Source organism: uncultured Rikenella sp. (genome assembly GCF_910579375.1).
GTDB lineage: Bacteria > Bacteroidota > Bacteroidia > Bacteroidales > Rikenellaceae > Rikenella.
Genome location: NZ_CAJTUJ010000118.1, coordinates 1 through 5,889 on the forward strand (window position 1 = coordinate 1; position 5,889 = coordinate 5,889).

Consider the following 5,889-nt stretch of genomic DNA (forward strand, 5'->3'; position numbering starts at 1 on the left):
CCATTGTGCCCGCCGTGTCCGACGCCCGCTGCAAGGCACACACCCTACAGCCAAAACAGATTTACAGATAAGTTTCCAACGGCTCGCACGTGCAGACCAGATTCCGGTCGCCATATCCCGCATCGATCTTCGAGACATACGGCCAGAACTTGTTCTCCCGCACCCACGGCAACGGGAACGCCGCCTCACGCCGCGAATACGGGTGCGTCCACCCCGATTCGTCCGAAGCTCCACAACACTCATATGCCGTATGCGGCGCATTCCTGACGATATGATCCTCCGCCCCCGCAAACGCCTCGCACTCCTTACGAATCGCAATCAGCGTCTCGATAAAGCGATCCAGTTCAGCCTTCGGTTCGCTCTCCGTCGGCTCCACCATCAGCGTATCGTGCACCGGGAACGACAGCGTCGGCGCATGGAACCCATAGTCCATCAGCCGGCGCGCAATATCCCCACACTCGACCCCATATTCCGCCCTGAAGCTCCGGCAATCCACAATCATCTCATGCCCCACACGCCCCGTTTCGCCCGTGTAGACAATCCCATAATGACCCTTGAGCGCGCACGCCATGTAATTGGCCGCCACGATCGCCATCTCCGACGCCCGTTTCAACCCCTCCGCCCCCATCATTTTGATGTATCCGTACGAGATCGCCTCGACCATCGCACTCCCCCACGGCGCCGCCGAGACCGCCGTAATTCCATCCGTGCCCCCGGTTTTTACAATGGAGTGCGACGGCAGGAACGGCACCAGATGCGCCGCCACCCCGATCGGCCCCACACCCGGTCCCCCGCCCCCGTGCGGAATCGCGAACGTCTTGTGCAGGTTCAGGTGGCAGACATCCGCCCCGATGAACCCCGGCGACGAAAGCCCCACCAGCGCATTCATATTCGCCCCGTCGAAATAGACCTGTCCCCCGTTCCCGTGAACGATATCGACGATCTCCCGGATCTTCCCCTCGAAAATCCCGTGCGTCGACGGATACGTAATCATCAGACAAGCCAGCTCCGCCGCATGCTCCTCCGCCTTTTTGCGGAGATCCTCCACATCCACATTCCCCCGGTCGTCGCACGCCACCACCACGATCCTCATCCCCGCCATCGCCGCCGACGCCGGATTCGTCCCGTGCGCCGACGCCGGAATCAGCGCCACCCGCCGCTGATGATCGCCCCGGCTCATGTGGTAAGCCCGAATGACCATCAGCCCCGTATATTCGCCCGCCGCCCCCGAATTGGGCTGCAACGAGACCGCCTCGAACCCCGTAATCACCGCCAGGTCATGCTCCAGCCCCCGGATCATCTCCATGTATCCCTCCGCCTGATCCAGCGGCACGAACGGATGGACATCGGCCCAATTCGCCAACGAGAGCGGCATCATCGAGACCGCCGAATTGAGCTTCATCGTACACGACCCCAGCGAGATCATCGAATCCGCCAGCGAGATATCCCGCCGCTCCAGCCGCTTGATATAGCGCATCAAATCCGTTTCATTGCGATATTTCCGGAAGACCGCTTCCGTCAGTATCTCGTCCCCCCGCAACAAAGCCGCCGGCAGAAAAATCCCCTCGTCCACAGTATCGAGTACAAGGGCAGCCTTAGCCTCTCCCGCAGAAAGCGCCTCCGCAAAGATCGCCGCAACCGTATTCACCTCCGCCACCGTGGAGAGCTCGTCGAAACTGATATGCACCGTATCGTTCGTCGGATAGAACAAGTTCAGCCCCTTCGCAACCGCAATCGCCTCCACCTTTTCCGCATCGGCCGCCACCTCGATCGTATCGAAATAGCAGTCCGAAACCAGCTCATACCCCAACCCCTTGAGCAGCTCCGCCGCCGCATGCGCATGCGCATGCGCATGAGTCGCAATCCGCCGAAGCCCCTCCGCCCCGTGATAGACCGCGAACATGCCCGCCATCGTCGCCAGCAACGCCTGCGCCGTACAAATATTGGAAGTCGCCCGCTCCCGTTTGATATGCTGTTCGCGCATCTGGAGCGCCATCCTGAGCGCCCGGTTCCCCAGCCGATCCACCGAGACCCCGATAATCCGCCCCGGCATCTGCCGTTTGTAGGCATCCCGCGTCGCCATATACCCCGCATGCGGCCCCCCGAATCCCATCGGAATCCCGAACCGCTGCGTCGAACCCACCGCGATATCCGCCCCCCACTCACCCGGCGCACGCAGCAGCGCCAACGACAGGATATCCGCCGCCACCGCCACCAGCATCCCCCGCTCATGACACCCCGCCGCAAAAGCCGAGTAATCCGCCACATGCCCATTAGCGCCCGGATACTGGACGATCGCCCCGAACTCCCGCCCGCTGAACTCATACTCCTCGAACGAATCCACCGCCAGCTCGATTCCCAGCGGTTCCGACCGCGTGAGTAGCACATCGAGCGTCTGCGGGAAGATATTCTCGTCCACGAACAAGACGTTCCGTCCCTCCTTGACCGCCTCCCGCGACCGCAGGTTGAACATCATGATCATCGCCTCGGCCGCCGCCGTCGCCTCGTCCAGCAGCGAGCAGTTGGCCACCTCCAGCCCCGTCAACGAGCTGACCATGGTCTGAAAGTTGAGCAACGCCTCCAGCCGTCCCTGCGAAATCTCGGCCTGATACGGCGTATAGGAAGTATACCAGGCCGGATTTTCGAAAATATTGCGCATCACCGGCGCCAGGGTCGCCGTTCCGTAATACCCCATCCCGATCAGCGTCCGCAGCGGCCGGTTTTTCGCCCCCAGCTCCCGGATATGGGCCGCAAATTCGTATTCGCTCATCGGTCGATCGAGTTCGAGGGGTTTCGGCAGCTGAATCTGCGGTGGCACCACCTGGTCGATGAGTTCGCCGACCGATCCGACGCCGATCACTCCGAGCATCTGTTCGACCTCTTCGGCTGCGTTTCCGATATGTCTGTTTACGAATTGATCCTGAGCCATTTTCGAAATTGAGTTTTAAGGTTGATAAGGTGTTGCAAGATACGAAATAAAAACGAGAGAAACGCCTCTCCCCGCCCCGGGCTTCCGCGACGGGGGGATCAATGGGCGATTGGGGGATCTGATGAGTGTCGGTAAGGACGGTTACAGTTGGTCTTGCTCTCCGGACGAGCTCTACAGTCTGGACTTGAATTTCAACGTGACGTGGCTCGACTCCGGCACCTCGCACTACCGCTCCCACGGTCTTCAGTTGCGTTGCCTCTCGGAATAAACGCGCCCAAAGGACGTTCTACTGGCAGCCTCGGCCTAAATAACCGGCAATCTCTCCCCCCAGGCTACCCCAAGCAACCGGCAGCCTCGACCCTAACTTGAAGCCGAGGCGGCCCGGTTCGAGTGCCGAGCGGCACCCCCGGGCTTCCGCAGCAACGCTTCGGGCACACTGTACGTCGTAGGGCAAAATGGGTTCAGCTACTCGTCGTCAACGAGCAATATCGGCGGTCTGGATTTGGGTTTCAGTTCCAACTACCTGGGCCCCGGTTTCTCAGACAACCGCGGCTACGGTTTTCAGTTGCGCTGCCTCTCGGAATAAACAGGGCAAATCGGCACGTGAATACTAGCTGGAACTACCACAAGCAATCAGCGGCCATTGCGTTTACTGCGGTTCGAAGAACCGCGCGGGCCGGACGCCTCCCCCTCGGGAGGCCCGCAACGTTCGCAAGCTCACTGCGAGCACTCCCGGGCGTCCGACCCACCAAAGGTATCCGCCCTATCACCCCACAAGGCTGTCAAATTCGATTTTTCCCCATTTCTTTCGATTTCGGGCTGCGCGCTCCGAGGATGGGCCGAAGGCCCAGCGCGCAGGTCCGGCGACCCTGCGGGTCGCAAGAACTCCGCCCAAGCCTGTCGGGTTCGTCCTCAGCCCATAGCAATTCGCCGTTCAACGCACAACCCAAATCTCTTGATTTCGACCTGTCGCTCATCCCAGTTTAAACGGGTTGAAGCCCGCGCGACCCTAAACGGTCGCGAAAGTTTGGGCAACAGTTAGCTCCCATTCACCATCCATGACTGTCGGGCTCGGACTGTCGCCCATCCCCCCAAAGCCACTATGCGGCTTGGGCGACGAGGCCGGCGGTTCGGAGAACCGTAAAAGCACAGCCCATTCGTTCTATACGCGACAACAGTTCGCTGCCAGCGGAGAGCGCAACGAGCCCCGACGAGTTGCAGCCAGCCGCTCGGGGTGGCGGCGAACTGCACGGCTCAAAGAGCCGCAAGAGCACGGCCAACAATTCAGCCCTATTCGCAGTTCAACACTCGCCCCCAATTCTGACAGATTCGGCCTGTCGCCCATCCCTCCGAAGCCGCTACGCGGCTTGGGCGAACAGGCCGGCGCCTCTGCGAGTCGCGGAAGCACCGCACCCATTCACCGCCCAAAGCTGTCGGGTTCGTCCTCGGCGCGCCTCCCCCGCGCCGCTGATGCATCGTTGCGCCCGAGGACGGCGATTCCTCACGGAATCGCGCTACTCGCTCTCGCCCCCAAATAAAGCCCAAAGCTTGGCAAAAGCACAGCCCAACTCACCACCCAAATCCCAGCCCCAAGCTCGGCCCAACGCGGCTCGAAAACCGGCTACGGTTTTCGAGCCCGAAGAACAAGTCACAGCCCCAAGCACGGCCCAATTCTCCGCCCCGTGTCAGCCTCACTGCGGCTCCGCTGTCGCTCCGCCACGTTTGCCGTCGCCCGCTGGGATTTCATCTCGATTTTGCTCACCGCAAAACGAGTGAAATCCCTCTTTAAGCGGGCGGGCGACGGAGTTTTGGCTAAGTCGAGTTTTTTCGCGCGTTGTTCTTTGTTCGCGCGCCTGGCGCGCGGTCTAGGCACTTCCCGGCTGGAACTGTTCTTTCTGTGAACAGAAAGAACCAAAGAAACTTTAGAGCGCATCCCTGCGGGATGCTTTGGCCGGGTATACCCGCATACGCAAAGCCTCAGCCCAACCCACTACAGCTATAAATAATAAAGACTGCCCGCCATGGCGCGAACGCGGCCGCCGGGCCGGTTTACTGGCAACCTCAGCCCAAATCCCAAGGCCGCCTTCACCCACGCCTCGCAGCAGCCCCAATAGGCAATAACCCCCAAACAAAAGAGTCTCCTCCTCTCTGTATAAAGCAGAGAGGAGGAGACTCCTAAAATATGATTTCTTATGCAAACGCCAACCGCCTCTCATCCACCAGTTTGCGCAAGTTGATCAACGCATACCGCATCCTCCCCAGCGCCGTATTGATACTCACCCCCGTCTGCTGCGCGATCTCCTTGAAACTAAGGTCGAAATAGTGCCTTAAGACCACCACCTCCCGTTGCTCCTCCGGCAGCCGGTCGATCAGACTCCGCACATCCTCCTCCAGCTGATCCCGAATCATGCGATCCTCGACCGTCGGATCCGCCAACTCCTTGTTATTCAAGACATCGTACCCCGCATCCTCGCTCGTGACATGCGCCGGTCTGCGCCCTCCCCGGAAAAAATCGATCACCTGATTGTGCGCAATTCGCAACACCCATGAGATGAACTTTCCGTTTTCGGCATACTTGCCCCCTCTGAGGCTCCCGATCACCTTGATAAAGGTCTCCTGACAGAGGTCGTCCGCCGTCTGTCGATCCTTGACCAGCATCAGGATGTAGTTATATACCTTTTTTCGATAACCTTCGATCAGGGTAGCAATCGCCGATTCGTCGCCATTGATGAACGACCGGAGCAACCGCTGCTCCTTGTCGTTTCTGATTTCGGTTTTCATGGTTTCTACTCGTTTTAACGTGTGGTTTTGAGTAGATATCGATCGATAGGCAACTTGTATTTATCGTAAATCGGTAAAAAATCCCCCTTGGGTCGGAGACAAGATACGAACAATTTCGCAATCCGCCAAATTTTCTCCCCCCTGTCGGTAGGGGGGGGGCAAACCCTATACCAAAAACG

The 5,889-nt window shown here is 59.5% G+C and carries 3 protein-coding genes; 1 reads left to right on the forward strand and 2 read right to left on the reverse strand.

From position 1 onward, the window contains the following. Positions 1–61: 61 nt before the first annotated feature. Entirely contained in the window at positions 62–2,929 is a 2,868-nt protein-coding gene (gcvP, locus tag QZ302_RS08165; RefSeq protein WP_294594334.1) for an aminomethyl-transferring glycine dehydrogenase, read from the reverse strand. Positions 2,930–3,050: 121 nt separating this feature from the next. Between gcvP and QZ302_RS08170 the strand changes: the two genes are divergently transcribed. Further along, positions 3,051–3,197, forward strand: a complete 147-nt coding sequence (locus tag QZ302_RS08170) for a hypothetical protein (RefSeq protein ID WP_294594335.1) — start codon at positions 3,051–3,053, stop codon at positions 3,195–3,197. Between the two features lie 1,922 nt (positions 3,198–5,119). On the opposite strand, the gene QZ302_RS08175 is transcribed toward QZ302_RS08170, so the two are convergent. Then, a complete protein-coding gene (locus QZ302_RS08175; RefSeq protein ID WP_294594337.1) occupies positions 5,120–5,710 on the reverse strand; it encodes a sigma-70 family RNA polymerase sigma factor in 591 nt (196 codons plus the stop codon). Between the last annotated feature and the right edge of the window lie 179 nt (positions 5,711–5,889).

Coding starts and splice junctions, on each gene's coding strand:
- QZ302_RS08175 (WP_294594337.1), bottom strand. CDS start 5,710: ATGAAAACCGAAATCAGAAACGACAAGGAGCAGCGGTTGCTCCGGTCG.
- gcvP (WP_294594334.1), bottom strand. CDS start 2,929: ATGGCTCAGGATCAATTCGTAAACAGACATATCGGAAACGCAGCCGAA.
- QZ302_RS08170 (WP_294594335.1), top strand. CDS start 3,051: ATGAGTGTCGGTAAGGACGGTTACAGTTGGTCTTGCTCTCCGGACGAG.